The organism is Brachybacterium sp. NPDC056505, assembly GCF_042794925.1.
GTDB lineage: Bacteria > Actinomycetota > Actinomycetes > Actinomycetales > Dermabacteraceae > Brachybacterium > Brachybacterium kimchii.
Genome location: NZ_JBHTSV010000013.1, coordinates 40,654 through 67,533, shown reverse-complemented (window position 1 = coordinate 67,533; position 26,880 = coordinate 40,654). Strand labels below are relative to the sequence as shown.

Genomic DNA, 26,880 nt, shown 5'->3' with positions numbered 1-26,880 from the left:
GCTCCCGTGCGCGTCTCCCGCTCGTTCTCATCGGTCATGGTCATGATTGTCTCGGTCCCTTCAGTCAGGACTTACACAGACCATCTGACACGCCCGCGCGGTCAGCTCCGCATCAGGGCGGGCCGTCACCCTGCGCGCCACCACATCCCGGCACACCGGCTTCTTGGATTCCTTCACCACGAACAGAGGCTTCACACCCTCCGGGGGTGCGGCCACGAACCGGGGCGTGTGGACGTGCATGTCCTCGCGCTGACGCTCGGTCATCTTCTCCAGATCATCGAGGATCGTGAACGTCGACTCGATCGCCGGCTCCCCGGGCAGGTCCAGCCGACCCTGCGACTCCGGCTGCTCCACCGCACTCACACCACCCACCCCCTTCCCCGGCATTCCACGCCCCCGCGCGAGACTGCGCGGCACGATAACTCTGAATCGATAGACCGGTCACCGAACCCGACGACTTCACCAGTGAAGCCGCAATCCCTCGCGCCCGATCGATATGTCCAATTCTATGCCAGCGCACACCAGAAAACCAGACCCCTATCGAGAATGTGGACAAGTCATCGAAATAAATTCCCTTCCCCCACACCCACCAGCTCGGCAGTGGATAACCCCGTGGAAAACACCCCCCGTGTGGAGGAACCACTCCGCCCACAGAGGAACCACCGAGCGCGAAGACGAACCGATGCGCGAACCCCCGCCCGCAGATTCACCGACTCCCGCGACACGACACAGCGAGGCCCACCCCAGCCGCCAGGTCACGGCCCCGCGGCGCGTCGAGAAGCGGCCGATCCTATAGCTCCGCACACCGCCCACCTCCGATCCGCCTCGGAGCACGCTCGCACCCTCACCCGCACGCCCCCACCGTTCACCACCCACTCCCCGACTCCCCACCGCACCCACGACCCACCCGACCCCACCGCCACGCCGCCCGTCGGCCCCACGAGACGCCTCTTGACTCCCTATAGGATCCACATCACACTGGCGACCGAACATGGCAGGGACGCCGCGACGACGCGGCCCTGAGGTGCGAAGGAGCGCTCATGACTGCCTCTCACGGTCCGGCCCAACCCGCCGATGCGGACGCCGCCGGGATCAACCCCGGCACCCACCGCCTGGTGCCGCGCGCACCCGCGATCTCGTGGTGGATGCTGCTGATCACCACGGTCGCCATCCTCATGACCTCGGTCGATCATCAGATCCTTCCCGCGGTGCTGCCCGAGGTCTCGCAGGAGTTCGGGCTCTCGCCGGAGCAGGCCGGGCTCATCAACTCGGTGTACTTCGCGGGGCTCGTGGCCGGCGGCATCGTGTTCGGCTACCTCTCCGACCGCATCGGCTCCGGATACCGGCGCACGTGGACCTGGAACATCGCGATGCTGCTCGCGATCATCGGCGGCGCCCTCACCTTCGGTCTCGCCGGCAGCTTCCTCGCCTTCCTGCTGCTGCGCATCCCGATGGGCATCAGCCGCGGCGGGTCGGAGCCCGTGAACGTCGCGATCGTCGCGGAGTGGTGGCCCAAGGAGCACCGCGGATTCGCCGTCGGCGTGCACCACACCGGCTTCCCCATCGGGCAGTTCCTCGCCGGTGCGCTCATTGCGATCGTGCTCGGCTCCGGGAACTGGGCGTCGGCGTTCCTGGTGATCCCGCTTCTCGGGATCCCGATCATCATCGGCCAGGCGTTCCTGGGCAGACGGCGGAACCAGGCGACCCTCTATCGCAAGATCGAGGAGAAGGGCCAGACTCCCCCGCTGCCCGAGCTCACGGACCGCAGCGCGGCCGGGCTCTGGGGCCCCGTGCGCGAGGCGCTGCGCCACGCGAACGTGCGCTGGGCCGTGGTGCTGTGCTTCCTGTTCCTGTGGGGCGAGGCCGGGGTCGTCACGTTCCTGACCACGCAGTTCAAGGGGATCGGGATGGAGACGTCGCAGGCGATCCTGGTCTCCGGCGCCTCGGGCCTGACGGGCTGGATCGGCCAGGTCGTGTGGGGCACGCTCTCGGACCGTCTGGGCAGGAAGTTCTCGATCGCCTTCCTGATCCTGGGGTGGACGGGGACGCTGCTCGCGATGATCCTGATCCATGACGTGATGACCGCGTGGATCATCCTGCTGGCGTGGGGACTGTTCAGGAACGCGCCGTTCCCCGTGGTCTACGCCCTGCTGGTCGACTCGGTGCCGCGAGCCGCCGGCACGGCGCTGGGCATCATGATCGGCGTGGCCCTGGGCGTCTCCGGGATCTTCGCCTCCGCGGTATCCGGCGTGGTCATCACGCATCTGGGCTTCACCTGGCACTACGTCATCCTCGCGGTGATCTGCCTGCTCGGGTTCATCCCGCTGGCGCGGATCACCGAGACCGTCCGCGTCGCGCGCCGGGACATCCCGGACGCGCCCCGCACCGCATGAGCACCCGCCCCGATCCCCTGAAGGAGACCGCCCCATGACCGCCTCAGACCCCTTCGACCCCTTCGACCCCGATGCGCGCCTCGAGAAGGTCGCCGACGGCTTCACGTGGACCGAGGGTCCCGCATGGATCGCCGCGCGCGGCGTGCTGCGCTTCAGCGACATCCCCGGGAACCAGGTGCTCGAGTTCTGTGAGGCCGACGGCGTGACGCGGCAGGTCACGGCCTCGGCCGAGTTCACGAACGGTCGGACCGTCGGGCCCGACAGGGCGATCGTCGAATGCTCGCACGGCCGCCGCGCGGTGCAGATCGATCGCACGGGCGCCACCGAGGACCCGTACACCGCCCGCTACGCCCCCGAGGTCCTCGTGGACCGCTTCGGCCGGGCGCGGCTGAACTCCCCGAACGACGTGGTCGTGAAGTCCGACGGCACGATCTGGTTCACCGATCCCTCGTACGGGATCAAGCGGCCGGTCGAGGGGCATGCGGGCGAGGAGGAGTACGGGGACAGGTACGTCTTCCGCTTCGATCCGGCCGACGGGTCGCTCACGCCGGTCGTCGTCGACGTCGAGGCGCCCAACGGCATCGCCTTCTCGCCCGACGAGTCGGTCCTGTACGTCTCGGACTCCTCGATCGACCCGCCCGACCGCGACCACCCGGACCCCGAGCGCCCCGGCGGGCACGCGATCCACGCCTACGACGTGCTGGGCGGGCGGCACGCGAAGAACGGGCGCACGTTCGTCGAGGTCAGCCCCGGTCTCCCCGATGGCTTCCGTGTGGACGAGGACGGGAACGTGTGGTCCTCCTCGGCGACGGGCATCCAGGTCTTCGCACCGGACGGCGCGCGGCTCGGCGAGATCCCCGTGCCGGAGAAGGTCGCGAACTGCTGCTTCGGCGGGGCCGACGGTCGCACCCTGTACATCTGCGGCTCCACGAGCCTGTATCGGATCCGCACGCGCGCCCGCGACGCCCACGCGCGGACGCGGGGCTGACGCACGGCTGACACCGACATCGGGCCCGTCGTCAGTCCCTTCCGAACACGTGCTCCAGGCGGAGCGGCGGCCTGCCGAGGACCTGCTGCACGTCTCCGCTCACCGGGGCGAGGACGCCCGAGGCGATCGCCGTGTAGGTGCTGATCCAGGCGTCGACCTGCCAGTCCGGGGCGCCGTAGGGAGCGCGGGATGCGCGCGCCTCGGCCATCGTCTCGTCGACGAAGCGGTACGTCTCACCCGTGGCCGCGGTCAGGCGCTCGGCGGCCTCACCCAGCGTGAGGGCCTCCCCGCCGGTGATCTCGAGGACCGTGTCCGTCCAGGCCGAGGGATCGGCGAGCACACGGGCGGCGACCTGGGCGACGTCCTCGCGGGCCACGAACGCGCAGCGCCCCTCGCCCGCCGGCCCGCGCAGCGTGCGGTCCTCCCCCGCCCAGGGCTGCAGGACGTCGAGATAGAAGTCGTCCCGCAGGAACGTCCACGTCAGCCCCGAGCGGCCGGCGGCCTCGCGGATCGCGTCCTCAGTGGCGCCGTGGTCCCGGGCGAGCGTGAACTCGGCGTCGGCGGAGGCGCCCGTGAACGAGGTGTAGACGAGGTGGCGCACGCCCGCCTCGGCCGCCGCGGCGATCGCCGTGCGGTGCTGCGCGACGCGGTCGTCGGACTCGCCGGCGGAGACGAGCAGCAGGGTGTCGAGGCCCGCGAACGCCTCCCGGCAGGCGGCGGCGTCGTCGAAGGAGGCCACGGCCACCTCTGCCGACTCGCCGTCCGCGAACCGCGGGGCGCGCGCCGGGTCGCGCACGATGAGCCGGAGATCCCCGGCACGGCCCTGCTCGGCGAGGATCTGCGCGACGCGTCGGCCGATGTGGCCGCTCGCCCCGGTGATGCCGATCCTGCGGGCCGCGCCGCCGCCCGCGTCTACGCCGGATGCCGGGGCGTTCACTTCGTGATCCCCTTGTCCTTGAGCCAGGCCTTCGCGATGGTCGCGGAATCGGCCTTCTCGTCGACGCTGCGCGTGTTCAGCGCGATGAGCTCGTCGGTGCTGAGCGCGTCGGTGACCTTCTTGATGGCGGCGGAGCCGTCGTCGTCCACCTTGTCCGAGACGATCGGGACGACGTTCTCGGGCAGCACCATGACCTTCGGGTCCTCGAGCGGGACCAGGTCGTTCTTCACGATCGCGGGATCGGAGGTGTAGAGGTCCGCGACCTGCACCTTGCCGTCCATGAGGGACTTCAGGGTGAGCGGGCCGCCGGAGTCGGAGACGGGGACCACGGTGATGTCCACGCCGTAGTCGCTCTTCGCGCCCTTGGGGCCGTAGGGGCGCTCCTCGAACTCGGGGTTCGCGGCGATCTTCAGGTCGCTGATGCCGGCGAGGTCGCCGATGTCCTTGAGCGAGTTCTGCGAGGCGAAGTCCTTGGTGACCGTGTAGGAGTCCTGGTCGGTGGCCTCGGCATAGGGCAGGGCGCGCAGGCCGTCGTCGAGCGCCTTCTCGAGGCCCTTCGCGAGGTCGTCGGCCGTGCCCTTCGCGGCGGACTCGTCGAGGTACTGCAGCAGGTTCCCGAGGTACTCCGGGATCACGTCGAGCGTGCCCTTCTGCAGCTCGGGCACGTAGACCTCGCGCTGGCCGATCTGGTACTGCCGCTTCACGGTCGCGCCCGAGCCCTCGAGGGCCTGGGCGAAGAGCTCGGCGATGATCTCGTTCGAGTAGTACTGCTGGGAGCCGACGATGATCTCGCCGCTGCCGCCGCCGTCGGACCCGCCCGATCCCGAGCCGGAGCCCGAGTCGCTCTTCAGCGGGTCGTCGTTCGAGCAGGCGGCGGCGCCGAGGGCGACGATCCCCGTGCCCGCGAGGGCGGCGAGGCTGCGGCGGCCGACGACGGGGCCGGTCACGGTGATCGGGCTGCGTTCGGGGCGGGGGCGGCGATGGGTCATGGAGACTCCTCGGTGGATGGGACGGAGGTCGGGGAGATGCGGGGTCTCAGCCCCGGGCGGCTCCGCGCGGCGCGAGGAGGCGTTCGAGGAGGCGCAGCGCCACGTCGAGGACGAGCGCGAGGGCGACCACCAGGATGGACCCCGCGAGCATCTGCGGATAGTCCTGCAGCTGGAGACCCAGGAAGATGAAGCGGCCGAGGCCGCCGTTGCCGATGTACGAGGCGAGCATGACGGTCGCGACGACCTGCACGATCGCGAGGCGGAAGCCCGAGATCAGCAGCGGCATCCCGAGGGGCGCCTCGACGCGGGAGAGGATCTGCCATTCGGTCATGCCCTGGGCGCGAGCGGCGTCGACGGTGCGCGGGTCGACGGACTCGACCGCGGAGTAGGCGCCCGCGAGCAGGGACGGGATCGCGAGGACCACGAACGCGAGAATCGGGGCCCTCAGCCCGATGCCGAGCCACAGCCCGAACAGGGTGATGAGGCCCAGCGTGGGCAGGGCGCGCGCGGCGCCGCTCAGCGCGACGACGAGCCCGCGGCCGCGTCCCGTGTGGCCCACGAACAGCCCGATCGGCACCGCGATGACGGCGGCGACGACCACGCCGAGCGCCGTGTACCAGAGGTGCTCGAGCAGGCGGGTGGGGATGCCGTCGGTCCCCGACCAGCGGGTGGGGTCGGCGAGCCAGGAGAAGGCCTCGAGGAGCTGGCTCATCGGACCCCCTCCCCGCGCACGCGGGACCAGGGCATCGCGAGGCGGCCCCCGAGCATGATCAGCAGGTCCAGGGCGATCGCGAGGGCTGCGGTGAGCACGATGCCCGCGAGGATCTCCGCGGTGATGCTGCGCTGGAACCCGTCGATGAACAGCATCCCCAGGCTGGGCACGCCGAGCACGCCGCCCACGGTGACCAGCGAGACCGTGCTCACCGCGACCACGCGAAGCCCCGCGACCAGGGCGGGACCGGCGAGCGGCAGCTCGACCCGGAGGAACCGCGCGAACGGCGCATAGCCCTGCGCGGTGGCCGACTGCAGGGTGTCGCGGCTGACCGCCCGCAGGGCCTCGGAGGCGCTGGGCACCATGAGCGCGAGGCCGTAGATGGTGAGGGCGACGATGATGTTGATCGTCGAGCGGATGCCGGTGCCCAGGATGATCGGCAGCACGATGAACAGCGGCAGCGAGGGCACCGCGTAGAGCAGGCCCGCGCCGCCCGTGAGGCCGCCGCGCAGCCAGCCGCGGGAGTTCGCGAGCTTCGCGATCGGGATCGCGAGCACGAAGGCCAGCACGATCGGCGGGATCGCCTGCCCCAGGTGGGCGAGCAGGCGCTCGGCCAGCAGCGGGATGTTCGCGAGCACCCAGCTCACGAGCCGGATCCCTCGCGCAGCACGCCGACGGGCCGGTCGCCCGCGTCCAGGACGACCTGCCGGCCGCTGACCTCGTCCACGTGCAGGGCGCGCTTTCCGGCGCCGCTCCCCACGAAGGACTCGACGAAGTCGTCGGTCGGATCGGCGAGGATCTCGGCCGGGGTGCCCTGCTGGGCGATCTCGCCGCCGGGGCGCAGGATCACCACCTGCTCGCCGATGAGGAAGGCCTCGTCGATGTCGTGGGTGACGAAGAGGATGGTCTTGCCGAGCTCGCTCTGCAGCCGCAGCAGCTCCTTCTGCAGCTCGGCCCGGACGATGGGGTCGACGGCCCCGAAGGGCTCGTCCATGAGCAGGATGTTCGGGTCCGAGGCGAGCGCCCGGGCGACGCCCACGCGCTGCTGCTGCCCGCCCGAGAGCTGCGAGGGATAGCGGTCGCCGAGCCGATGGTCGAGCCCCACCATCTCCAGCAGGGCCAGCGCCCGGGAGCGGGACCGCCGCCTGGAGACGCCCTCGAGGAGGGGGACGGTCGCGACGTTCTCGGCGACCGTGCGGTGCGGGAGCAGGCCGGAGGCCTGCATGACGTACCCGATGCTGCGTCGCAGCTTCACGGGGTCCATGCCCGCGACGTCATCGTCGTCGATGAGGACGCGGCCCGAGGTCGGGTCGACCATGCGGTTCACCATCCGCATGAGCGTGGTCTTGCCGGAGCCGCTGGTGCCCACGAGCACCACGCTCGCGTGGGAGTCGATGGTGAGGGAGAAGTCCCCCACGGCGGTCGTGCCGCCGGGATAGGTCTTCCCGACGTGGTCGAATCGGATCACGGCCGCCTCCCAGCGCGGGGGTCGTCGTACAGATGTTCGAGACGTGCGCGCCCGACACTACGCCACGGCAGTGGCCGGTGCGAACGGGACACGGTCAGCGGGATCGTCCGGTCCCCTCGGCCGCGCGGCGCCGCATACGCCGCTCGAGGAGGCCGGCGGCCTTGGTGAGCAGGAAGTTGAGCACGATGTAGATCACGGAGACGACCACGTAGGTCTGCACCAGGAAGCGGGTGATGGAGACCATCGTCTTGCCCTGGAACTGCAGCTCGTTGTAGCTCACCACGAAGCCGAGCGTCGAGTCCTTGAGCAGGCTGACCAGGGCCAGGATCAGGCTCGGCAGCACGAGGCGCACGGCCTGCGGCAGGATCACGTAGCGCAGGGTCTGACCGCGGGAGAGGCCGATCGCGGACGACGCCTCGTCCTGGCCGCGGTCCACCGCCCCGATGCCCGCGCGGAACACCTCCGCGGTGCTCGCGGAGCTCACCAGGATCATGGGCACCACGAGCATCCAGAAGCGCGGCAGGTTCACGCCGTAGGCGGGCAGTGCCAGCAGGAACGCGTAGACCACCAGCAGCATCGGGATGCCGCGGAAGAACTCGATCCACACCGCGGAGATCGCGCTGAGGGCCCGTGCGCGCGAGATCCGCCCCAGGGCCAGGACGAGCCCGAAGGGGAAGGCGATGACGGCGGCGACGGCCGTCGCCTCGAGCGTCCCCAGCAGCCCCTTGCCGAGGAACGCGATGTAGTCGCGCCGCAGGTAGGGCAGCCACTTCTCTGCCGCGAGCTGGCCGTTGCGCTGGAACTGCCACAGGCCCAGCGCGATCAGCGCGAGGATCGCGAGCAAGGAGACGATCGAGATCAGCAGGATCCGCCGACGACCCCGTGGGCCGGGGGCGTCGAAGAGGACCTGGGTGGCGGAGGTGCTCGTGGTGCTCATGCCTGCGCCGCCCCCTGCAGCCGGTCGGCGGTGCGCAGCGGGCGCGAGCCGCCCGGGGCGACCGCCCTCTCGACGCGCCGTCCGAGGTAGGCCACGCCCAGCGAGAGCGCGAGGTACAGGGCGCCCGCGACCAGGAACAGCAGCACGGCCTGCGCGGAGGCAATGTTCAGCTGCTGGGTGACGTAGGTGATCTCCACGACCGAGATCGCCGCGCACAGCGAGGACCCGATGACGGTCGCGATGAACACGTTCACGAGCGGCTGGACCATCGTGCGGAAGGCCTGCGGGAGCACCACGTAGCGCAGCACCCCGAAGAAGCCCAGCCCGATCGAGCGGGCGGCCTCGGCGTGGCCGATCGGGACCGTGTTGATGCCCGAGCGGATGTTCTCGCACACGAAGGCCGCGCCGGAGAGCGACAGCCCCGCGACGCCGCACCAGAAGTAGGGCAGCAGCACCCCGGCGTCGGGCAGACCGAAGGCCAGCAGGATCAGCAGGCTCAGTAGCGGGATGTTGCGGAAGATCTCCACGTAGACGGTGGCCGCCCAGCGCAGCGGCGGGATCGGGCTGACCCTGCACACCGCGAGCGCGGTGCCCAGGATCAGCGCGAAGGCGTATCCGAGCACCGTGAGCGCGATCGTGGTGCCGATCCCCTGCAGCAGCAGCGGGATGTTGTCGAGGATGATCTGCATGGCGTCCCTCCGTCGCTCCTCCGTCGGACCGTGGTCGGCTCCTGTCCGGCTCCCCGCGGATCAGGAGGGCAGGTCGCCGATGGTCGGGGGCTCGGGCGTCTCGTCCTCGATGACCTGGCCGATGGTGGCCTCGTAGAGCTTCTTCCAGGTGCCGTCGTCCTCGATCGCCTGGAGGAAGGCGTTGACGAAGTCGAGGGCGCCTGCGTCCTTGTTCAGGCCGATGCCGTAGGGGTCCTCGGTGAAGGGCTTGCCGACGACGGTGACCGACGGGTCGGCCTTCGAGTTGCCGAGCAGCACGCCCTGGTCGAGCACGTAGGCGTCCACGCGCTTCTGCTTGAGGGCGGCGACGCAGGACTCGTTGTCGGCGAGGGTCTCCGTCTTCCCCGGATCCTTCACGTGCTCCTCGATGGCCTGGATGCCGGTCGAGTTCGACTGGGTGACGAGCTTCTTGCCGGTGAGGTCCTCGGGCCCGGTGATCGAGTCCTTGTCCTCGGTGCGCACCTGGATGGCGGTGCCCGAGAGGTAGTAGGGGCCGCCGAAATCGATGAGGTCCAGGCGCTCGGGGGTGATCGAGTAGGTCGCGATCACGCAGTCCACGGAGTTGTTCTGGACGAGCTTCTCGCGGGTGTCGACGGTGGTGTCCACGTAGTCGACCTTCTCCTCGCCGCCGTCGCCCAGGATGTAGCGGGCGAGCAGCTGGGTGATGCCGGCGTCGAAGCCCGTGACCTTGTTCGTCGAGGGGTCGATGAGGGAGAACACCTGGTTGGCGGTGGTGCCGCCGCGGGTGAGCTTGCCGGCGTCCTTGATCTTCTTCGCCCAGGCGCTCTTCTGCACGTCGGCGTCCTCGGCGACGGGGCCGCCGGCGATGACGCCGTCGTAGGCCGAGCTCGCGCCGCCGTCGTCGCTGCCGCCGCCGAGCGACGGGGCGTCCCCGGTGTCGGAGGAGCAGGCGGCGAGCGCGGCGCCGAGCGGCAGGGCGGCGGCCGCTGCGACCACGGCGCGGCGGGCGGGACGGAAGCTGGTGGAGGGCATCGGGTTCTCCTTCGTCGGGAGCGGGTTCGGGGATGGAGGGATCGGGCGCGAGGGATCAGTGCGGGAGGATCTTCGAGAGGAAGTCCTTGGCGCGCTGGGACTCGGGGGCGGTGAAGAACTGCTCGGGCTCGCCCTGCTCGACGATCTCGCCGGCGTCCATGAAGACGACGCGGTCGCAGACGCGGCGGGCGAAGCCCATCTCGTGGGTGACCACGAGCATCGTCATGCCGGCCTCGGCCAGCTCGGTCATCACATCGAGGACCTCGTTGATGACCTCGGGGTCCAGGGCCGAGGTGGGTTCGTCGAACAGCATGGCCTTGGGCTTCATCGCGAGGGCGCGGGCGATCGCGACGCGCTGCTGCTGGCCGCCCGAGAGCGCCGCGGGCAGGCTGTGCTCCTTGCCGGCGAGGCCCACGCGGGTCAGCAGGTCCATCGCCTCCTTCGTCGCCTCGGCCTTGGGGACCCCGCGGACCTTCGTCGGCCCGAGGGTCACGTTGTCGACCGCGCGCAGGTGGGGGAAGAGGTTGAAAGACTGGAAGACCATGCCGACGTCGCTGCGCAGGCGCGCGAGGTCTTTCCCCTCCTCCGGGAGGGGCTCTCCGTCGATGAGGATCTCGCCGCCGCTGATCGTCTCCAGACGGTTGATGCAGCGGCACAGCGTGGACTTGCCCGAGCCGGAGGCCCCGATGAGCGCGACGACCTCGCCGCGGTGGATGTCGAGGTCGATGTCCTTGAGGGCCTGGAAGTCCCCGAAGTGCTTGTCGACGCCGCGCACCGAGATCACGGGCTCGGCGCCCGACGGGCTGCCCGGGCTGTGTTCGCTCATGCCGGAAGCATTCCCTGATCCGGGCATTCTGTCCACGCGACGCGGCCCCGCCTCGTGGATCGATGCCCTCTCGTGACCGCTCGCGGGGCTGGTCACCGGCGAGTTCACGGTGAGCGACCGGGACCGCGTAGGGTGCCACGAACCGCCACAGAGCGCATCCGCACCGACCGCACACGAGAGGTGGAGAGCGTGCCCTCCTCCGTTCCCCGCTCCGCCGCGTCCCCGCCGACGGCCCCGCCCTCGCGGACCCGACGACTGCTGCGCAGCTACCGCTTCCCCCTGGCCATCCTCACCGGCGTCGTCATCGGCGCGGTCATCGGCCTCGTCCTCGGAGAGCGCGCGAGCGTGCTCAAGCCCTTCGGCACGCTGTTCGTGAACATGATGTTCACGCTCGTGGTGCCGCTCGTGTTCTTCTCGATCGCCTCCGCGGTCGCGGGCATGTCCTCGGCCAAGCGGCTCGGGAAGATCCTCGGTGCGATGCTCGCGATCTTCGCCGCGACCGGCATCATCGCCTCGCTGCTCATAATCGCGGCGCTCGGGATCTTCCGGCCCACCGACGGCGTGCAGGTCGAGCTCACGCAGCCCGAGAAGACCGAGGACGTCGGCTCGATCGGCGACCAGCTCGTGCAGACCTTCGTGGTCGACGACTTCTCGAAGATCCTCTCCACCGAGCACATGCTCGCGCTCATCGTCTTCGCGGTGCTCGTGGGGATCGCGACCTCGAGCATCGGGGAGAAGGGCGCGCCGTTCGCGCGGTTCCTCAGCTCCGGGTCCGAGGTGTTCCTGAAGTTCACCTCGATCATCATGTACTACGCCCCCATCGGACTGGGCGCGTACTTCGCGGCGCTCATCGGGGAGCTCGGCGCGCAGCTCGTCGGCGACTACCTGCGGGCCTTCCTCGTCTACTACCCGGTCGCGATCCTCTACTTCCTGCTCGCCTTCACCCTCTACTCGTTCCTCGCCGGGGGCAGACGCGGCGTGAGGCGGTTCTGGACGCACATCCTGGAGCCCACGGCGGTGTCGCTCGGGACCTCCTCGTCGGTCGCGGCGATCCCCGCGAACCTGCGCGCGGGCGAGAGGATCGGCGTGCCGCGGGACGTGCGCGAGACGATCATCCCGATCGGCGCGACGATCCACATGGAGGGCTCCTCGCTCAGCGCGATCCTCAAGATCGCCTTCCTGTTCGCGGTCTTCCAGCGGGACTTCTTCACGCCCTCGAACATCCTCATCGCGATCGCCGTCGCCCTGCTCTCGGGCATGGTGATGGCAGGGATCCCCTCCGGCGGGTTCATCGGCGAGCTGATGATCATCACGCTCTACGGGTTCCCCGCCGCGGCGCTGCCGATCATCCAGATCATCGGCACCGTCATCGACCCGCCCGCGACCACGGTGAACTCCGTCGGGGACCAGGCGAGCAGCATGCTCGTGGCGCGGGTGCTCGACGGGAAGGACTGGATGGACCAGGCCGACGAGCAGGCCGCCCCCGAACCCGCGGCGGCGGACCTCGCCGCGACCCGAACGGAGTGACCATGGACCTCACCGCCCTCCCCCGCCGCCGGTACACCGACGGCCCCACGCCGCTGCAGCGCCTGGGGCGCTTGAGCGCCGAGCTGGGCGGGCCGGAGATCTGGGTCAAGCGCGACGACCTGCTGGGCCTCGCCCTGGGCGGGAACAAGACCCGCAAGCTAGAGTTCCTCGTCGCCGACGCCCTGGCCCGAGGCGCCGACTGCCTGGTCACGGCCGGCGGCGTGCAGTCCAACCACTGCCGGCTCACCCTGGCCGCCTCCCGCGTCGAGGGCCTCGCCTGCCACCTCGTGCTCGAGGAGGACCTGGGGGCCGACGGCACGGCCGTCCCGGACGGGAATGCGCCCGAGGACACGGGCAACCGCTTCCTCTTCGACCTGCTCGGCGCGGAGACCGTGGAGGTGCACCCGCACGGCGCCGACCTCGGCGCCCGCATGGGGGAGATCGCCCGGGAGCTCGAAGCCGCCGGCGCCCACCCCTACGTGATCCCGATCGGGGGCTCCAACGCCCTGGGCGCCCTCGGGTACGTCGATGCGGCCGACGAGCTGCTGCGCCAGATCGACGAAGCGGGACTCGAGGTCGACGAGATCGTGACCCCGAGCGGCTCCGCCGGGATGCAGGCGGGACTCGTCGCCGGACTGCACGCGGCGGGCAGCGGGATCGACGTGGTCGGCATCAACGTGAGCCGCTCGCGCGAGGAGCAGGAGGCGAAGATCGCAGCCCTCGCCCGGGAGGTCACGCAGCTGCTGGGTCTGCCGGAGGTGCCGGGCGAGAAGGTCGTGGGGCTCGGCGACTTCGTCGGCCCCGGGTACGCGCTGCCCACGCCCGGCATGGTCGAGGCGCTGCGGCTGTTCGCGCGCACCGAGGGCCTGGTGCTCGATCCGGTCTACACGGGCAAGGCCGCGGCAGGGCTCGTGGCGCGGATCCGCAGCGGTCAGCTCGGCCCCGGGCAGACGGTCGTGCTCGTGCACTCCGGCGGGACGCCGGGCCTGTTCGCGCGCACCGCCGCCTTCGCCTGAGCCGGCAGCCGCACCCGCGGGATCAGCCCCGGTAGAAGCCCTGGTAGACGGCGTCGAAGGGGGCTCGGCCGTGCTGGCGGTGCTCGATCGCACTGGTGACGACGCGCTTCGCGGTGCGCGCCGCGTCGAGCGCGTCGGCGCCCTTCGCGAGCTCGGCGGTGACGGCCGCGGCGAGCGTGCAGCCGGCGCCGGAGACGCGGTGCTCCCCGATCTTCGGGCTGCGCAGGACGACCTCGCGCTCGTCGTCGACGAAGACGTCGACGGCGTCCTCGCCGGCGAGCTCGACGCCGCCCTTCGCGAGCACCGTCACGCCCCAGCGCTCGTGGATCGCGCGCGCCGCGGCAGTGAGGTCCTCGAGGGAGTCGAGGGGACCCGTGCCCGCGAGGATCCGGGTCTCCCCCAGGTTCGGGGTGACGAAGGTGGCGCGCGGGAGGATCTTCGCCATCAGCGCGTCGTCCGTGGCGCGGGCGGGGGTGTCCCCCTCGCCCTCCTTGCAGATCATCACCGGATCGAGCACCACGTGCGGGAAAACGTGCTCGGCGAGCGCCCCCGCGACGACGTCGATCGTCTCCGGGGTGCCGAGCATGCCGAGCTTCACGGCGTCGACCTCGTGGACGGCGGTGCTCGACTCGATCTGGTCGGCGATCGCCCCCGGGTCGATCGGCACGAAGCGGTGGGCCCAGCCGTCCTGCGGATCGAAGCTGACGATGCAGGTCAGGGCCACGGTGCCGAAGACTCCGAGCTGGTGGAAGGTCTTGATGTCGGCCTGCGCGCCCGCGCCCCCGGTGGCCTCGGAGCCGGCGATGGCGAGGGCGACGTGGACCATGGGGACCTCCGGGAGCTGGGGTCGGCGGCGCGGATGCGGCGCGGCCGACGGGGAACGGGCGATCGCCCACTCTACGACCCGGGCCGATAGTGTGCGGGGGTGCCCGGATCAGCGACGGACGGGCTCTGGGCCCGGCATCTGGGTCCGAGCCTGAAGTTCCTCACCGTGGGCGGCCTCGTCTTCCTGTTCGACGCCGCCCTCTACAACCTGCTCGTCTTCTGGTCCCCCACGACCGGCTGGGGGCACGGGCTGCTGCACGCGCATCCGATCAGCGCGAAAGTGCTCACGATCGTGGCGGCCTCGTCGCTCACCTACCTGGGCAATCGGCTCTGGACCTACCGCGACCGGCCGAGCCCGCGCACCGCCCGCTCGATCCTCGTGTTCGTGGGCCTCAACGTGCTGGCCTCGGCCCTGCAGCTCGCCTGCCTGGGCTTCTCGCGGTACGTGCTGGGTCTGGACTCCGCGCTCGCCGACAACGTCTCCGGCACGCTCGTCGGACAGGTGGCCTCGACCACCTTCCGATATCTCACCTATGGGCGATTCGTGTTCCCGCACGACCAGGAGACGGCGCCCGATGACGCCGACATCGCGTCGGACGAGCGCACCGGCTCCCTGCAGGACCGCTGACCGTCCTAGAATCCAGGCAGACCGGCGGACATCCTCCGCGTCGGCCTCGGCGTTCCACCGGCACGCCGCTCCGCCCACCCGGGTTGCGACCTTTCCCGCCCCGGGGCGTCGATGAGGACAGTCATGACTACAACAACCGAGGCCAAGAGCGGTTTCAGTCCGCGCGTGGCCCTGCAGAAGGTCGGCACCTCGCTGTCGAACATGGTGATGCCGAACATCCCGGCGCTCATCGCCTGGGGCATCCTCACCGCGTTCTTCATCGCTGATGGCTGGACCCCGAACGCCGCTCTCGAGAGCGCGACGACGCCGATGATCCACTATCTGCTGCCGCTGCTCATCGCGAACACCGGCGGTCGGATGGTCTACGAGGCCAGGGGCGCCGTCGTGGGCGTCATCGCGACCATGGGCGTGATCGCCGGATCCGACTGGCTGATCGCCCAGGACAACGCCGAGATGCTCAAGCAGTGGGTCGCCGCAGGCAAGGACGCCGCCGACTACACCGAGCTGGGCCAGGTCCACATGTTCATCGGCGCGATGATCATGGCGCCGCTCGCCGCGTGGCTCATGAAGAAGCTCGACCGGCTGTGGCAGGACCACATCCCCGCGGGCTTCGAGATGCTCGTGAACATGTTCTCGGCCGGCATCTTCGGCTTCATCATGCTGGTGATCGGCTTCTTCGGACTGGCTCCGCTCGTGAACGGCCTGATGAGCCTGCTCTCCAGCGGCGTCGAGGCCCTGGTGCACGCGCATCTCCTTCCGCTCGTGTCGATCCTCATCGAGCCCGCGAAGGTCTTCTTCCTCAACAACGCGATCAACCACGGCGTGCTGACCCCGCTGGGTCTCTCGCAGGCATCGCAGAGCGGCAAGTCGGTCCTGTTCCTCCTCGAGGCGAACCCCGGCCCGGGCGTCGGCATCCTGCTGGCCTACACCTTCTTCGGTCGGGGCGCTGCGCGCGCCTCGGCCCCGGGCGCCGCCCTCATCCAGTTCTTCGGCGGCATCCACGAGATCTACTTCCCGTACGTGCTCATGAAGCCGATCCTGATCCTCGCGGCGATCGGCGGCGGCATGACCGGCGTCGCGATCAACGTGGCCTTCGGCACCGGGCTCATCGCCCCGGCGTCGCCGGGATCGATCTTCGCGATCTTCGGCGTGGCCGCGCGCGACTCCTATCTGGGCATCTCCCTGGCAGTGCTGGGCGCGGCAGCGGTGAGCTTCGTGCTCTCCATGCTCCTCCTGAAGATCGGGAAGCAGGACGACGGCGACATCGCCTCGGCCACTGCGAAGATGGAGCAGATGAAGGGCAAGAAGTCCTCCGTCGCCGGCGCCCTCACCGGCGGTGCCGCGGCGGGCGGCGCGGCAGGCGCAGCGGCGGCTGCCGACGATTCGTCGCACACCGGCCCGATCCAGCGGATCGTCTTCGCGTGCGACGCGGGCATGGGCTCCTCGGCGATGGGCGCGACGGTGCTGCGCAAGAAGGTGCGCGCCGCCGGCTTCGACGACGTCGAGGTCACCAACAAGGCGATCTCGAGCCTGAACGACGAGTGGGACGTGGTGGTGACGCAGAAGGAGCTCACCGACCGCGCCCGCCAGCGCACCGGCTCGGCGATCCAGGTGAGCGTCGACCAGTTCATGAACTCGCCGCGCTACGACGAGGTCGTCGAGCTCGTCGAGCAGCGCAACAACCCCGATGCCGCGTCGGCCGACGACTCCGCCGGTGATCAGGCCGGGTCCGACGCCGCCTCCGCTGGGACTGCCGGGGATGCCGGTGCCGACGGCACCGCCGCCGCGACCGGGGCCGGAACAGCCGCGGGAGCCGGGGCAGGTGCCGCAGCGGCCTCCGCGAACACGCACCGCGCCGAGCCCGCCCAGGAGCCGTCGTCGAGCGACGCCGCGTCGGCCGATGCCGCGTCGGCCGATCAGGGCCCTGAGATCCTCTCGGCCTCCTCGATCGTGCTCGACGGCAGCGCCGGTTCGGCCGACGCCGCGATCGACGAGGCCGGCGGCCTGCTGGTCCGCGCCGGCGCGGTCGACACCGAGTACGTGAGCGCGATGCACGATCGCGAGGCGACCGTCTCGACGTTCATGGGCAACGGCCTGGCGATCCCCCACGGCACGAACGAGGCGAAGGAGTCGATCTCCCGCTCGGCCATGTCGTTCGTGCGCTACCCGAACGGGATCGACTGGAACGGCAACCCCGTGACCTTCGTCGTGGGCATCGCGGGCGTGGGCAACGAGCACCTCGCCCTGCTGCAGAACGTCGCCATGACGTTCTCCGACCCCGCGCAGGTGGAGCGCCTCGAGAAGGCCACCACCGCGCAGGAGATCCTGGACATCTTCTCCGAGGACAAGGACTGATCCGGTATGGCCAGCAAGAAGGCAGTGCATTTCGGCGCCGGCAACATCGGCCGCGGCTTCGTGGGGCTGCTGCTCCACGAGGCCGGGTACGAGGTCGTCTTCGCGGACGTCGCCGACGCCCTCATCGATTCCCTCGACGCCGCGGACTCCTACACCGTGCGGACCGTCGGCGAGCACCCGACGGAGACCGTCGTCGACGGCTTCCGCGCCATCAACTCGGGGAAGGACGTCGAGTCCCTCACCGGTGAGATCGCCTCCGCCGACGTGGTCACCACGGCCGTGGGCGTGCACATCCTGCGGTTCGTGGCGCCGGCGATCGCCGCCGGTATCGCCGCGCGCCCGGCCGACGCACCCCGCGTCGCCGTGATGGCCTGCGAGAACGCGATCAACGCGACGGACGCCCTCGAGGAGGAGATCCGGAAGAACTACGAGGGCGACGATCTCGACGCCAGGGCGCTGTTCGCGAACACCGCCGTGGACCGGATCGTGCCCGTCCAGGACCCCGCCGCAGGCCTCGACGTCACCGTCGAGGACTTCCACGAGTGGGCCGTGGACCGCACGCCCTTCGACGGGAACGTGCCCGACATCCCGGGCGTGACCTGGGTGGACGACCTCGCCCCCTACATCGAGCGGAAGCTGTTCACGGTCAACACCGGCCACGCCACCACCGCGTGGCACGGCTGGAGGGCCGGGCACGCGACCATCGCCGACGCCATCGAGGACCCGGCCGTCGAGGCCAAGGTCCGCGAGGTGCTCGCCGAGACCTCCGAGCTGCTCATCGCCAAGCACGGCTTCGACGCGCAGACGCAGCAGGACTACGCGACCAAGGTGCTCGGGCGCTTCCACAACCGCGCCCTGCCCGATCCCGTCGAGCGCGTGGGCCGCGCGCCCCTGCGCAAGCTCTCCCGGCACGACCGCATCGTCGGCCCCGCCGCCGCGCTCGCCGAGCGCGACATGGCCGCCCAGGGTCTCCTGGACTCCTTCGCCGCCGCGCTCGCCTTCACTCCGGAGGGCGACGAGGAGGCGGACCACCTGCAGGAGATCCTGCGCACCCAGGACGCCGACGGCGCGACTGCCGAGGTCACCGGGCTCGAGCCCGAGCATCCGCTGTACTCGCAGGTCAAGGAGAGGATCGCCGAGAGGCAGTCCGTGCTCTGACCAGGCGGGCGAGCCCCTGGGCATCCCGTGGGCGTCCGGCGGGCGTCCGGCGGGCGTCCGGCTCCAGGACACCGTCCATCGGCGTCCGATATCGTCCCTGAGTACTCCCGATCCAGCGCGCGGGCAGACCCGTCCGCGCCCCGCACCGCCGCCCCGTGCGGCGGTCCATCGAAAGGCTGAACCATGGCAGAGCGCACCGTCACCATCGCCAGCGCCTCCGGGCTCCACGCGCGCCCGGCGGCCATCTTCTCGAAGGCCGCCGGCGAGCAGCCCGCGACCGTCACCATCGAGAAGGCCGGTGGCAACGCCGTCCAGGCGTCGAGCATCCTCATGCTCATGACCCTCGGCGCCGGCCACGGCGACGAGGTGACCCTGCGCGCCGAGGGCGACGGCGCCGACGAGTCCGTCGCGGCGCTCGCCGCGCTCCTCGAGAAGGACCTCGACGCCGAGGAGTGATCCCGCGGCGGGCCCCGTCGGCCCGTGGTCCCACAAGATAGGAGGGCCACGAACCGGATCTCACCGATCCTGGTTCGTGGCCCTCATATCTTCGCCCCCGCGGGCGCGCGGGCGGGCGTCCGCGTCAGAGGCCGAGCTCTCCCAGGATGGGGAGGCCGGCCCGGACGGCGTCGCGGGCGTCGTCCGCGGTGCGCGCGGAGACGGCGGCGGTCGCGAGCTGCTTCGCCTGCTCGAGGGAGACCGTGGAGAGCACCTTCGCGACCGCGGGCAGGGAGCGCGGGGTCATCGAGAGGCTGTTGACGCCCAGGCCCACGAGCACGACCGCGAGTCCCGGGTCGCCCGCGGCCTCGCCGCACACGCCCACCGGCTTCGCGGCGCTCTCGCCGAAGGCCTCGGGGTCGCCGCCCGCCGCGCGGGCGCCGTCGCAGGTGGCTTTCACGAGGGTGAGGACCGCCGGCTGCCACGGGTTGTTCAGGTGGGCGAGGGTGCCGAGCATGCGGTCGGCGGCCATCGTGTACTGGGTGAGGTCGTTGGTGCCGATCGAGGCGAAGTCGCACGCGGCCAGCTGCCGGTCCGCGGTGACCGCGGCCGAGGGCGTCTCGACCATGATCCCGGCCGGGGCGAGGTCGCGCTCGCGGCACAGTCCCACGAAGTCCTCGGTGTCCTCGGTGGTCGAGATCATCGGGGCCATCACCCACACCTTCGCGTCGCTCTGCTTCGCGGCGGCGGAGATGGCGTCGAGCTGGTTGGTCAGCACCGAGCGCTTCTCCCACGAGGTGCGGTAGGCCCGCACGCCGAGCGCGGGGTTCGGCTCGTCCGTGTCGGTGAGGAAGGGCAGGGGCTTGTCGGCGCCCGCGTCGATCGTGCGCACCACGACCTTCTGGCCGGGGAACGACGCGAAGGCCTCGAGGTAGGCCTTCGTCTGCTCCTCGACGGTCGGCTCGTCCTCGCGGTCCAGGAACAGGAACTCGGTGCGGAACAGGCCCACGCCGTCGGCATGCGCCGCGGCCGCGGCCTTCGCGTCCTTCGCGCCGCCGATGTTGGCCAGCAGCTGCATGCGGGTGCCGTCGGTGAGCTCGATCCCGCCGCCCTCGTAGGTCAGCGGGTTCTTCTGCAGCTCGGTCCAGGCCTCGGCGAAGCGCCGGTGCTCGTCGGTGACGTCATCGGTGATGGTGCCGAAGCCGGCGTCGACGAATACCTCGGTGCCGTCGGCGATGTCGAGCACGCCCTTGGCGGCGACGATCGCGGGCAGGCCCAGCTGACGGGCGAGGATCGCGGTGTGCGACTGGGGGCCGCCGTCGGAGGTCACCAGGGCCATCACCAGCGCGGGGTCGAGGGTCGCGGTGTCCGCCGGGGCGAGATCGGTCGCCGTGAGCACGAAGGGCTCCTCGACGTCGGGGATGCCGGGGGCCTGCTCGCCGCGCAGCTCGGCGACGATGCGGCCGCGCACGTCCTTGACGTCGGCCGCGCGCTCGGCCATGTATCCGCCCAGGCCCTCGAGCATCGAGGCGACCTGGTCGCCGGCCTCCCACACGGCGCGCGCCGCGGAGGCGCCGCCGGCGAGCACGAAGCCCTGCGCGGTCTGGGTGAGGGAGGGGTCGGCCGCCATCTGCGCGGTCGCCTCGAGCACGGCCTTCCCGTCGCCCGGTGCGTGCTCGGCGCGATGCGTGAGCGCCTTCTGCACACTCGCGGCGGCCTCGGCGATGCGCGCGGCCTCGGCCTGCGGATCCGCGCCCTCGGGGATCTTCTCGCCGACGGGCGGCTCCGCGACCGGCGGCGCCATCGTCCGGACCGTGCCGACGACGCGGCCGGGGCTGACCGCCACACCTGTGTACTGGGACATCTCGGACTCCCTCTGTGATGGGCCCGTGGGGGAGGTATCGGGCGCGCTGGATCACCTCATGCTACGTGCCCGGCGGGCCCTGCGCGGAGCCGTGGACGCTCCTCGCGGGAGCCCGTGGAGCGGGGCGGGCACGGGCCCGCGGACCGGGGCGGACGCCGTCACGAAGCGGTCACGGTCGGCCGGTCCCGACCCCACCGCGACCAGGACTGTCCTAGAGTCGAGGCGTCGGCTCGACGTCGAGCCGGGCACCCGCCCCACCCCGCTGCACCCTCCCCCATCCCGCTGCAGCTCCCCACCCCCATCCCGTGTCTTCGAAGGAGAAGAACATGTTGGATCGCAGACGTTTCCTCGCCCTCTCCTCCGCCGCCCTCGGTGTCGGCGCGCTGGCCGCCTGCGGCTCGGGAGGCGATTCCGGTTCCGGCGGCGACGGCGGCACCGACGTCGAGGTCTTCACCTGGTGGGCCTCCGGCTCCGAGAAGGCCGGCCTCGACGCCCTGGTCAAGGTCTTCGGGGAGCAGCACTCGGACTTCACGTTCGTCAACGGGGCGGTCGCGGGCGGCGCGGGCTCCGCAGCGAAGGACATGCTGCAGTCGCGCCTCCAGGCGAGCGACCCGCCGGACACCTTCCAGGCCCACGCGGGTGCCGAGCTGCAGGACTACATCGACGCCGCGCAGATCGAGGACGTCTCCGGCCTCTACGACGAGTACAAGCTCACCGACGCCTTCCCGAAGGACCTCGTTGACCGCCTCACGGTCGAGGGGAAGATCCACTCGATCCCCTCGAACATCCACCGCTCGAACGTGGTGTGGGCGAACGCGAAGGTGCTCGAGAAGGCCGGGATCGATGCGGAGAAGGCGCCGGGGAGCGTCGACGACTTCCTCGCCGACCTCGAGAAGGCGAAGGGCGCGGGCGTGACCGCGCTGTCCGTCGGCACCACCTGGTGCCAGGTGAACCTGCTCGAGGCCATCCTCATGTCCGAGCTCGGCTCCGAGAAGTACAACGGGCTGTTCGACGGGAAGACCGCCTGGGACGACGCCGCCGTGACGTCCTCGCTCGAGGCGTTCCAGAAGATGATGGGGTACACGACCACCGACCGCGACTCCCTGGACTGGCCCGACGCGACCCAGCAGCTGATCGACGGCAAGGCCGCCTACAACGTGATGGGCGACTGGGCGGAGGCCGCCTTCCAGCAGGCGAAGCTCAAGGACGGCGAGGACTACACGTACTTCCCGCTGCCCGGCAAGGAGAAGATCTTCGGGTTCCTCGCCGACTCCTTCACCCTGCCCGTCGGCGCCCCGAACGCCGACGGCGCGAAGGCCTGGCTCGACACCCTCTCCTCGAAGGACGGCCAGCTCGCCTTCAACCTCGCCAAGGGCTCGATCCCCGCGCGCACCGATGTCGACGAGTCCCAGTTCGGCACCTACTCGCAGACGGCCCTGAAGTCCTTCGCCGAGGACGCGATCTCCCCGTCGATCGCCCACGGCGCCGCGGTCCCGGTGGCCTGGCTCAACGATCTCTCGGACGCCACCAGCCAGTTCACCACGGGCGCCTCCGACCTCGCGGCCTACCAGAAGGCGCTGGTCGCGGCGGCCGACAAGTACGCGAGCTGAGGCACGGAGCTCGATGCGATCCCGCGTGCGCCGGTACGGACCGCCGCTGCTGCTCATCTCCCCCTCCCTGGTGCTGGTGGGCGTCTTCGTCTACGTGCTCATCGCGAGGAACCTGTGGACGTCGATGACCGACAACCACACGGCCGCGCAGGCGAACGGCCGCAAGGACGTCTCCTTCGTGTTCCTCGAGAACTACGTCGCCCTGTTCAAGAGTCCGCAGTTCCAGCACTCGCTGTGGAACCTGGTGCTGTTCACGGCCGTGTTCCTCGTGGGCGCGATGATCGTCGGCTTCGTGTGGGCGTGGCTGCTGGAGCGGCCGCTGCCGGGCGGCCGCATCTTCCAGACCGTGTACCTGTTCCCGATGGCGATCTCCTTCGTCGCCTCGGGCGTGGTGTGGCGCTGGCTGCTGAACTCGAACCAGGGCGACAGCGCGACGGGCCTGAACCGCCTGTTCCAGATGGTCGGCCTCGACGTGCTCGAGAACCCCTGGTGGAACCAGGTCACCTTCGGCATCGCCGCGATCGCCATCCCCGCGATCTGGCAGCTCTCGGGCTACGTCATGGCGCTGTTCCTCGCGGGCTTCCGCGGGGTGCCCGACGATCTGCGCGAGGCCGCCCGCATGGACGGCGCGAGCAGTCTGCAGATGTACCGCCACGTGATCTTCCCGCAGCTCACGCCGGTGCTCATGAGCGCGATCGTCATCATCGCCCACATGTCGCTGAAGTCCTTCGACCTCATCATGTCGATCTCGAAGCCCGCGAACTACCAGACCAAGGTGCCCGCGGTGGACATGTACGTGTTCAAGTCGAGCTTCGACTACGCCAACGCGGCGGCCGTGGGCACGGTGCTGCTCGCGTTCATCGCGATCCTCATCGTCCCCTACCTGATCCAGCAGCACCGGGAGCGCACCCGATGAGCACGACGACGTCCGCACCGCCGAGCGCCGCGCCGCTCGGCGAGAGCTCCCCGCTCGCCTCCCGCGGCCGCGGCGCCCCGGGCACCCGGCCCACGCCCGTCGGCCGCACCCTGCGCTACCTCGTCATCCTGCTGGGCGTGCTGTTCGTGCTGATCCCGGTGTACGTGCTGGTCATCACGAGCTTCAAGACCGGGGGCGACGCGAGCCCCGCGCGGGCCTGGGCGCTCCCGCACGCCTGGACCTTCGAGAACTGGCAGCGGGCATGGACGGCGCTCGCCCCGGCGCTGGGCCGGAGCCTCTCGCTGGTCATCCCCTCGACGATCATCTCCTCGGTGCTGGGCTGCCTGAACGGCTTCGTCCTCTCGCGGTGGCGCTTCCCGGGGGCCGACATCGTCTTCACGCTCATCCTGTTCGGGATGTTCCTGCCCTACCAGGCGGTGATGATCCCCCTGCTGCAGCTGGTGCTCGCGACCGAGATCCCCAACGGCATCCCCTCGCTGATCCTGCTGCACGTGGTCTTCGGCATCCCGATCACCACCCTGATCTTCCGCAACTACTTCGAGACGATCCCGCACGAGCTGATCGAGGCCGCGACCGTGGACGGCGCGGGCATGCTGCGCACCTTCTCCTCGGTCGCGCTGCCGATCGCGATCCCCGGCTTCGTGGTCGTGGGGATCTGGCAGTTCACGAGCGCCTGGAACGACTTCCTGTTCGCGGTGTTCTTCTCGACCCCGCGCAACGGGCCGGTCACCCTCGCCCTGAACAACCTGGCCAACGGCGCGCTTCTCACCGACTACGGGGTCTCGATGGCGGGTGCGCTGCTCGCCTCCCTGCCCACCCTCGTGGTCTACGTGCTGCTCTCGCGCTACTTCATCGCCGGTCTCATGTCCGGCTCGGTGAAGGGCTGAGCGGCATGGTCCGACGCGCCGAGAGCCCCGCGGGACCGCCGGCACCGGCATCCGCCGCGCCGACGCGCCCCGGCGCTGCGGCCCCCGGTTCTCCCGCGCCCGCCGACGGCCCCGTCGGCACCGCGACCGCCGCCACGACCGATAGGCTCGCCACCATGGATGAACGCAGCTCCTACCTCCTCGTCGACGGCGAGAACATCGACGCCACGCTGGGCCTCTCGGTCCTCGGGCGCCGCCCGCACCCCGAGGAGAGGCCGCGCTGGAACACGCTGCTGAGCTTCATCCAGGAGCACTGGGCCGAGCCTACCCACGGGCTGTTCTTCCTGGCGGTCGCGAGCGACCTTCCCGCGAGCTTCGTGCAGGCGCTGCTCGCCATGGGCTACACGCCGATCCCGCTGCGCGGCGACGGCAAGGTCGTGGACATCGCCATCCAGCGCACCCTCACCGCCCTCAAGGACCGTGCGGCCGACGTGGCCCTGGTCAGCCACGACCGCGACTTCGTCGACCAGATGCGCGACCTCTCGGAGGACGAGGAGCGGCGCCTCGCGATCGTCGGCTTCCGCGAGTTCATGGCCTCCGACCTGCGGCAGGTGCCGCGCGTGGAGATCCTCGACCTCGAGTTCGACGCCGGCACCTTCACGAGCCCGCTGCCGCGCGTGCGCGTCATCGAGATCGACGAGTTCGACCCGTACGAGTTCATCTGACGCCGGTCGTGGCGGGGCCGACGCCCACCGGCGCGGCCCCGCCCCGACCGCTGCTCACACGAGCGGAGCCGCGTCGCCGACGCCGCCCGTGCGGTTGCCGACGAGCTTCAGCTCGACAGTGTCCGGCCCGGCGCCCTTCTCCTTGGCCGCCACCCACAGGGCCAGCTGGTTCTCGCCGCGCGGATCGAGGATGCCGGCGGGGATCGTGAACTCGCTCTGCGGGCCCACGTCCCCGATAAAGATCCCGATCTGCCAGCCGTTGACGAAGAGGACCGCCTGGCTGCGATCACTGCGGTCCTTCGTGAAGCGGTCCGAGCGGACCACGAGACGCCAGGAGGCGTCCTGGTCCTCGGGGACGCGCAGCCGGAAGGTCGACCGGTACCAGCGCACTCCGGGCTCCGCGGCGACCATGGTGTCCGCTCGCTTCCATCGGTGGTCGTCGACGCCGGGCAGGTGCCAGCCCTCGCGCTCCCCGTGGAGCCCGCCGAGGTTGTACATAGTGCGCAGCGGGTCGTCGTTCCCCGTCGGGTCGGCGGCCCCGCGGATCAGCCAGGCGACGGCCCCGTCAGCCGGGAGGATCGCATCGTAGAGGCCCCGGTTCTGCTTCGAGAGGCCGTCGTCGCTCCAGTCGAGGTTCTGCCCGAGGTTGAGCACGAGCACGGCGAGGACCGTCTCCTTCCCCGTGGCGATGGCGCTCTTCGGGACCGTGAACTCGTGGTCCTGTCCGTCGGCGGGGAAGGCGCCGAGGCTCGTCCCGTCGATCCACGCCTGGGAGAAGGCAGGCGCCTTCCCGGTCGCGGGCTGGCCGGTGCCGCCGTTCGCCCGCAGGGTGAGGGTGCGCGAGGCCGAGGCGGTGAAGCGCGCGCGGTACCAGACGGACCCCTCGAACATCCCGTAGTGGTTCGAGTCCAGGACGATGCCGCCGCGCCCGGGACCCTGCTGGGGCGTGGACCCCTTGATCGCGTCGGCCCTGGTCCAGCCGTCCTCGTCGAGGTCGACGGCGATCTCCGGTGCCTCGTCGACGCCGCGGAAGCGCAGCGACGGGACGTGAACGGTGCGCGGGGCGGGCAGGCGGACGTGCGCGACACCGTCCGCGACGCGGGCGCTGCGGGCGCCGACGCGCACGGTCCGCACGCCGTCGGGCACGTCCAGGCGGAGCGCCGCCGCCTCCGCCCCTCCCGCGGTGACATGCGCGGAGGTGCCGTCGAAGGTGACCGCGCGGGCGTGCTCCGCCCCCTCGACGAGCACGTGGGCGTCCGCGGATCCCTCGGTCGCGTCCATGCCGCTGCTGGGCCGGCCAGGCAGGATCCAGGTACGCTCGGCCGCGCTGCGGGAGAGGATCCGCAGGCGCAGCGTCGAGCGCTCGCCGATGCCCTTCGCCGAGCGGGGGCGACCCCGCACGACGATCTCGTAGGCCTCGCCGTCGCCCTGGCCGTGGACATGGTCGAGTCGCAGCTGACCGGTACGGCCGTCCCAGTGGGTCTCGACGTGCCGCGGCGCGTCGACCCGCGGTTCGCCCTCGTAGCGCAGCACGGTCTCGCCCGTATCGCCGTCGGCGCCGACGAGGAGCTGGAGCACGGCACCCGCGCGCGGGAGCGCAGGGCCGAACGGCTGGCTCGTCGAGTAGAGCAGGGCGTGGGAGCCCAGGACGCAGTCGGCGGCGAGCGCAAGGGCGTCGCGGCCGCGCAGGCGGAGGAACGCCCCGTCCTTCTGGGGCACGCGCACCCATCCGGTCGCGCCGTCGGGGATGGGGGCGTCGGGGTCATCGCCCCCCCCGCTCCGGGCACGTCGAGGGCGTCGAGGGTGACGACGGTGCCCGTCCCTCCCTCGGCGCTCTTCCCCAGGGCACGCACCGTGATCGTGTGCTCGCCGTCCTCGAGGTCGCGCACGCGGTGGGCGACGGAGCGCGTGGGCCTGTTCTGGTCCGAGGCGACGTGCGAGGTGAAGGTGCCCTCCCGGGATC

The 26,880-nt window shown here is 70.9% G+C and carries 25 protein-coding genes; 12 read left to right on the top strand and 13 right to left on the bottom strand.

Annotated features, from left to right (window positions below; genetic code table 11):
- Positions 1–60: 60 nt before the first annotated feature.
- Entirely contained in the window at positions 61–354 is a 294-nt protein-coding gene (locus ACFQ53_RS09380) for a hypothetical protein (RefSeq protein ID WP_377858601.1), read from the bottom strand.
- Between the two features lie 686 nt (positions 355–1,040).
- Here ACFQ53_RS09380 and ACFQ53_RS09375 point away from each other — a divergent pair.
- Together ACFQ53_RS09375 and ACFQ53_RS09370 are read left to right on the top strand one after the other, a co-directional pair.
- Positions 1,041–2,393, top strand: coding sequence for an MFS transporter (locus ACFQ53_RS09375; protein WP_377858598.1), 1,353 nt, complete (start codon positions 1,041–1,043; stop codon positions 2,391–2,393).
- A gap of 34 nt (positions 2,394–2,427) precedes the next feature.
- Positions 2,428–3,381, top strand: coding sequence for an SMP-30/gluconolactonase/LRE family protein (locus ACFQ53_RS09370; protein ID WP_377858595.1), 954 nt, complete (start codon positions 2,428–2,430; stop codon positions 3,379–3,381).
- Positions 3,382–3,412: 31 nt separating this feature from the next.
- Here the strand turns inward: ACFQ53_RS09370 and ACFQ53_RS09365 are convergent, their stop codons facing one another.
- The 9 genes from ACFQ53_RS09365 to ACFQ53_RS09325 all read right to left on the bottom strand — a co-directional run bounded on the left by ACFQ53_RS09365 (position 3,413) and on the right by ACFQ53_RS09325 (position 10,971).
- On the bottom strand, positions 3,413–4,318 hold the full coding sequence (locus tag ACFQ53_RS09365; protein ID WP_377858592.1) for an SDR family oxidoreductase: 906 nt from the start codon (positions 4,316–4,318) through the stop codon (positions 3,413–3,415).
- Positions 4,315–5,307 (bottom strand): ABC transporter substrate-binding protein, encoded by a 993-nt coding sequence (locus ACFQ53_RS09360; RefSeq protein WP_377858589.1) that lies wholly within the window; start codon positions 5,305–5,307, stop codon positions 4,315–4,317. The genes ACFQ53_RS09365 and ACFQ53_RS09360 overlap by 4 nt, the downstream gene beginning before the upstream one ends.
- A gap of 46 nt (positions 5,308–5,353) precedes the next feature.
- Positions 5,354–6,019, bottom strand: coding sequence for an ABC transporter permease (locus tag ACFQ53_RS09355; RefSeq protein ID WP_249477454.1), 666 nt, complete (start codon positions 6,017–6,019; stop codon positions 5,354–5,356).
- Positions 6,016–6,666: an ABC transporter permease gene (locus ACFQ53_RS09350; RefSeq protein ID WP_249477455.1), complete on the bottom strand. Its 651-nt coding sequence runs from the start codon at positions 6,664–6,666 to the stop codon at positions 6,016–6,018. Before ACFQ53_RS09350 ends, ACFQ53_RS09355 begins: the two co-directional genes overlap by 4 nt.
- Complete coding sequence (locus tag ACFQ53_RS09345) at positions 6,663–7,487, bottom strand: ABC transporter ATP-binding protein (protein ID WP_377858584.1); 825 nt, start codon at positions 7,485–7,487, stop codon at positions 6,663–6,665. Before ACFQ53_RS09345 ends, ACFQ53_RS09350 begins: the two co-directional genes overlap by 4 nt.
- A gap of 94 nt (positions 7,488–7,581) precedes the next feature.
- Positions 7,582–8,424: an amino acid ABC transporter permease gene (locus ACFQ53_RS09340; protein ID WP_377858581.1), complete on the bottom strand. Its 843-nt coding sequence runs from the start codon at positions 8,422–8,424 to the stop codon at positions 7,582–7,584.
- Positions 8,421–9,113, bottom strand: coding sequence for an amino acid ABC transporter permease (locus ACFQ53_RS09335; protein WP_377858578.1), 693 nt, complete (start codon positions 9,111–9,113; stop codon positions 8,421–8,423). Before ACFQ53_RS09335 ends, ACFQ53_RS09340 begins: the two co-directional genes overlap by 4 nt.
- A 60-nt stretch (positions 9,114–9,173) precedes the next feature.
- Complete coding sequence (locus ACFQ53_RS09330) at positions 9,174–10,145, bottom strand: glutamate ABC transporter substrate-binding protein (protein WP_377858575.1); 972 nt, start codon at positions 10,143–10,145, stop codon at positions 9,174–9,176.
- Between the two features lie 55 nt (positions 10,146–10,200).
- Entirely contained in the window at positions 10,201–10,971 is a 771-nt protein-coding gene (locus ACFQ53_RS09325; RefSeq protein WP_377858572.1) for an amino acid ABC transporter ATP-binding protein, read from the bottom strand.
- A gap of 189 nt (positions 10,972–11,160) precedes the next feature.
- On the opposite strand from ACFQ53_RS09325, the gene ACFQ53_RS09320 reads away from it, so the two are divergent.
- Positions 11,161–12,498 carry a dicarboxylate/amino acid:cation symporter gene (locus ACFQ53_RS09320; RefSeq protein WP_377858569.1) on the top strand — a complete coding sequence of 446 codons (1,338 nt, stop codon included), beginning with the start codon at positions 11,161–11,163 and terminating at the stop codon, positions 12,496–12,498.
- Between the two features lie 2 nt (positions 12,499–12,500).
- Positions 12,501–13,514 (top strand): D-cysteine desulfhydrase, encoded by a 1,014-nt coding sequence (locus tag ACFQ53_RS09315; protein ID WP_377858566.1) that lies wholly within the window; start codon positions 12,501–12,503, stop codon positions 13,512–13,514.
- Positions 13,515–13,536: 22 nt separating this feature from the next.
- On the opposite strand, the gene ACFQ53_RS09310 is transcribed toward ACFQ53_RS09315, so the two are convergent.
- On the bottom strand, positions 13,537–14,340 hold the full coding sequence (locus ACFQ53_RS09310; RefSeq protein WP_377858563.1) for a hydroxymethylpyrimidine/phosphomethylpyrimidine kinase: 804 nt from the start codon (positions 14,338–14,340) through the stop codon (positions 13,537–13,539).
- 99 nt (positions 14,341–14,439) lie between these two features.
- Between ACFQ53_RS09310 and ACFQ53_RS09305 the strand changes: the two genes are divergently transcribed.
- The 4 genes from ACFQ53_RS09305 to ACFQ53_RS09290 all read left to right on the top strand — a co-directional run bounded on the left by ACFQ53_RS09305 (position 14,440) and on the right by ACFQ53_RS09290 (position 18,936).
- Complete coding sequence (locus ACFQ53_RS09305; RefSeq protein WP_377858560.1) at positions 14,440–14,967, top strand: GtrA family protein; 528 nt, start codon at positions 14,440–14,442, stop codon at positions 14,965–14,967.
- 123 nt (positions 14,968–15,090) lie between these two features.
- Positions 15,091–17,322, top strand: coding sequence for a PTS sugar transporter subunit IIA (locus tag ACFQ53_RS09300; protein WP_377858557.1), 2,232 nt, complete (start codon positions 15,091–15,093; stop codon positions 17,320–17,322).
- A 6-nt stretch (positions 17,323–17,328) separates the two neighbouring features.
- Positions 17,329–18,480, top strand: coding sequence for a mannitol-1-phosphate 5-dehydrogenase (locus tag ACFQ53_RS09295; protein WP_377858554.1), 1,152 nt, complete (start codon positions 17,329–17,331; stop codon positions 18,478–18,480).
- A gap of 183 nt (positions 18,481–18,663) precedes the next feature.
- A complete protein-coding gene (locus ACFQ53_RS09290) occupies positions 18,664–18,936 on the top strand; it encodes an HPr family phosphocarrier protein (protein WP_152353681.1) in 273 nt (90 codons plus the stop codon).
- A 124-nt stretch (positions 18,937–19,060) separates the two neighbouring features.
- Here the strand turns inward: ACFQ53_RS09290 and ptsP are convergent, their stop codons facing one another.
- Positions 19,061–20,779 carry a phosphoenolpyruvate--protein phosphotransferase gene (ptsP, locus tag ACFQ53_RS09285; protein ID WP_377858550.1) on the bottom strand — a complete coding sequence of 573 codons (1,719 nt, stop codon included), beginning with the start codon at positions 20,777–20,779 and terminating at the stop codon, positions 19,061–19,063.
- 326 nt (positions 20,780–21,105) lie between these two features.
- On the opposite strand from ptsP, the gene ACFQ53_RS09280 reads away from it, so the two are divergent.
- From ACFQ53_RS09280 to ACFQ53_RS09265, 4 genes are all read left to right on the top strand, one after another.
- Positions 21,106–22,389 (top strand): ABC transporter substrate-binding protein, encoded by a 1,284-nt coding sequence (locus ACFQ53_RS09280; RefSeq protein ID WP_377858546.1) that lies wholly within the window; start codon positions 21,106–21,108, stop codon positions 22,387–22,389.
- A 13-nt stretch (positions 22,390–22,402) separates the two neighbouring features.
- On the top strand, positions 22,403–23,305 hold the full coding sequence (locus ACFQ53_RS09275; RefSeq protein WP_200503331.1) for a carbohydrate ABC transporter permease: 903 nt from the start codon (positions 22,403–22,405) through the stop codon (positions 23,303–23,305).
- Positions 23,302–24,213 (top strand): carbohydrate ABC transporter permease, encoded by a 912-nt coding sequence (locus ACFQ53_RS09270; RefSeq protein WP_377858541.1) that lies wholly within the window; start codon positions 23,302–23,304, stop codon positions 24,211–24,213. The genes ACFQ53_RS09275 and ACFQ53_RS09270 overlap by 4 nt, the downstream gene beginning before the upstream one ends.
- A gap of 155 nt (positions 24,214–24,368) precedes the next feature.
- On the top strand, positions 24,369–24,917 hold the full coding sequence (locus ACFQ53_RS09265; RefSeq protein ID WP_377858538.1) for an NYN domain-containing protein: 549 nt from the start codon (positions 24,369–24,371) through the stop codon (positions 24,915–24,917).
- A gap of 54 nt (positions 24,918–24,971) precedes the next feature.
- Here ACFQ53_RS09265 and ACFQ53_RS09260 read toward each other — a convergent pair whose 3' ends face one another.
- Positions 24,972–26,642, bottom strand: a complete 1,671-nt coding sequence (locus ACFQ53_RS09260) for a beta galactosidase jelly roll domain-containing protein (protein ID WP_377858535.1) — start codon at positions 26,640–26,642, stop codon at positions 24,972–24,974.
- Positions 26,643–26,880: the final 238 nt, after the last annotated feature.